The sequence below is a fragment of the Variovorax sp. GW531-E2 genome (genome assembly GCF_059423125.1).
Map to the genome: position 1 here is coordinate 1 of NZ_JBWKXQ010000124.1, position 2,786 is coordinate 2,786.

General features: G+C 69.2%; 2 protein-coding genes and 1 pseudogene. All 3 read left to right on the forward strand.

Annotated elements, in window-relative coordinates:
- Positions 1-1,275: ABC transporter substrate-binding protein (locus AC07XP_RS32140; protein WP_495266945.1), on the forward strand; the 1,275-nt coding region annotated here is incomplete at its 5' end.
- A 91-nt stretch (positions 1,276-1,366) separates the two neighbouring features.
- Positions 1,367-2,563: a lactonase family protein gene (locus AC07XP_RS32145; RefSeq protein ID WP_495266946.1), complete on the forward strand. Its 1,197-nt coding sequence runs from the start codon at positions 1,367-1,369 to the stop codon at positions 2,561-2,563.
- Positions 2,560-2,786, forward strand: a pseudogene (locus AC07XP_RS32150) (ABC transporter permease); the annotation flags it as partial. The gene AC07XP_RS32145 and the pseudogene AC07XP_RS32150, both read left to right, overlap by 4 nt.

Below are 2,786 nucleotides of genomic sequence, written 5' to 3' on the forward strand. Positions count from 1 at the left end.
GGCAAGACCTACGCCATCACGCTGCGCAAGGGCGTGGCGCTGCACAACGGGCGCGAGCTCACGGCCGACGACGTGGTCGCCAGCCTGCAGCGCTGGATGGACCAGTCGCCGCGCGGCAAGGCCGTGGGCAAGGAAATCGAGAGCCTCAAGGCCAAGGGCCCGCTGGGCGTGGAGATCGTGCTGAAGGCGCCGTATGCGCCGCTGCTGTCGCAGCTCGCACTGCCCAGCGGCATGGCGGCCATCATGGCCAAGGACTCCATCGCCTCGCCGTTGAAGGACTTCGTCGGCACCGGCCCCTACAAGTTCAAGGAGCGCCGCCCCGACCAGTTCGTGCTGCTCACGCGCTTCGACAAGTACGCCGCGCGCAAGGAGCCCGCGAGCGGCTACGGCGGCAAGCGCGAAGCGGCCATCGAAGAGCTGCGCTTCGTGCCCGTGCCCAACGCCAGCACCCGCGTCGAGGGCGCGCTGGCCGGCCAGTACGACTTTGCCGACCTGCTGCCGGTGGAAGCGCTGCCGCGCCTGGAGAAGGCCGGCGGCAAGACGTTGCCGATCATGACGCCGTCGTTCGGCTTCCCCTACCTCGTGCTCAACACCAAGGAAGGCGTGGCCGCCAACCAGCCGGTGCGCCAGGCGATCCAGACCGCGCTGGGCCAGGGCGAGATGCTCGCGGCCGGCTTCGGCGACACGCGCTTCTTCGTGGCCGAGGCCAACCACTTCCCCAAGGGCTCGCCGTTCTACTCGGCGGCCGGCGCCGACCAGTACAACCAGCGCAACGCCACCAAGGCGAAAGACGCCGCCGCCAAGGCCGGCTACAAGGGCGAGCCGATCCGCGTGCTCACCAGCCGCCAGTACGACTTCCACTACAACATGTCGCTCTTGATGGCCGAGCAGCTCAAGCGCGCCGGCTTCAAGGTCGACCTCAACGTGGTCGACTGGGCCACGCTGGTGCAACGCCGCAACGACCCGAAGCTGTGGGACATCTACGTCACCCACTCGGGCCAGTTCCCCGAGCCCATGCTCTCGCCGCCGCAACTGGGCGACGGCGCACCCGGCTGGTGGGATTCGCCCGCCAAGAAGGCTGCACTGAGCGCCTTCAACACCGAGAGCGACCCGGCCAAGCGCGGCGCGCTGTGGGGCAAGGTGCAGCAGGTGGTGTACGACGAGGTGCCCTACATCAACGTCGGCAAGTTCAACGGCCTCTCGGCCAAGAGCCCGGCGCTGGACAACTACCAGCCCGCGACCTGGCCGTTCTTCTGGAACGCGAAGATCAAGTAAGGCCGCAAGCACCGCCATGCCGTCGCGTCGTCAACTTCTGCAAGTCAGCGCACTGGCCTCCGGCCTCGGCGCCCTCGGACTCAAACCATCCATGGCCACTCCCGCTCAAGCCACCACTTCGGGCCCCGTGTACGCCTACGTCGGCACCTACAGCGACGGCGGCAAGCCGTGGCGCGGCGGACGCGGCCTGGGCGTGCACCAGTTCATGGTGGACGGCGCGACCGGTGCGCTCAAGCCCATCCCTGGCGCGCCACCCGCCGTGGCGAGCGCAGGCAGCGATGCGAAACTGCGCAACCCCGCCTCGCTCGCGCGTCACCCGACGCTGCCGATGCTCTACGCGGCCAACGAGTTCGAAGCCGGCTCCGTCTCGGCCTTCCGCATCGGCGCGAACGGCGCGCTGTCGTTCGTGGCCGAGATGCCCTGCGGCGGCAAGGACCCGGCGCACCTGAGCGTGCACCCCGACGGCCGCTACGTGTTCACCGCCAACTACGCCAGCGGCGACGTCAGCGTGATCGCGCTGCGCGCCGACGGAAGCTTCGACACCGACCGCGCCGCCATCGTCTACAAGGACGTCGCTGCCTGCGGCGCCACCACGCCCTGCAAGCCCGGCGCCGACGTGGTGCCGCTGGCCGCGCGCTCGCACGAAGGCTTTGCCACCAGCGACCACGACGGCCCGCACGCCCACATGGTGCAGGCCGACCCGGCCGGCAACTTCGTGCTCGTGGCCGACCTGGGGCTGGACCGCGTCATCTCGTACCGCTTCGACCGCGCCACCGGCGTGCTGAGCCAGCCGAGCACGGTGGCCGTGTCCGAAAGCTCGGGCGCGCGCCACTTCGCCTTCCATCCGAATGGCAAGTGGGTCTACCTCGTGAACGAAGAGGCCTCGACCATCGCCTTCCTGCGCTACGACGGCGCCACCGGCGTGCTCACGCTGGTGAGCGAAACCTCGGCGCTGCCCGCCGGCTTCAAGGGCACCAGCTACGCCTCGGGCATCCGCATGCTGCCGGGCGGCACGCACTTCGTGTCGCTCAACCGGCTGCACGACTCCATCTCGATCTTCAAGGTCGATGCGCGCACCGGCGCGCCCACGCTGGTGCGCGAGGAGTGGACGCGCGGCAACTACCCGCGCAGCTGCACGCTCGAGCCGAGCGGACGCTTTCTCTACGTGTGCCACAACAAGCAGGGCGACAACGTGACCATCTTCCGCGTGAAGAAGAACGGCGACGTGCAGTTCACCGGGCAGTACGTGGCCGTCGGCAGCGCCGCCGCCATCGAGTTCTCGTCATGATCAAGAGCGCATCGCTTCGCTACATCGCCTCCCGCGCGGGCGGCATGCTCATCGTGCTCGCGCTGGTGGCCGTGCTGGTCTTCGTGCTCACGCGCGCCGCCTCGGGCGACCCCATCTCCGTGCTGCTGGGCGACCAGGCCACCGCTGCCGACATCGCCCGCGTGCAGAAGGACTACGGCCTGGATAAACCCCTGCCCGTGCAGTTCGGCTACTGGCTGCGCGA

Excerpts from the sequence above, each read along its gene's own strand:
- AC07XP_RS32145 (WP_495266946.1), top strand. The coding sequence starts at position 1,367 with ATGGCCACTCCCGCTCAAGCCACCACTTCGGGCCCCGTGTACGCCTAC.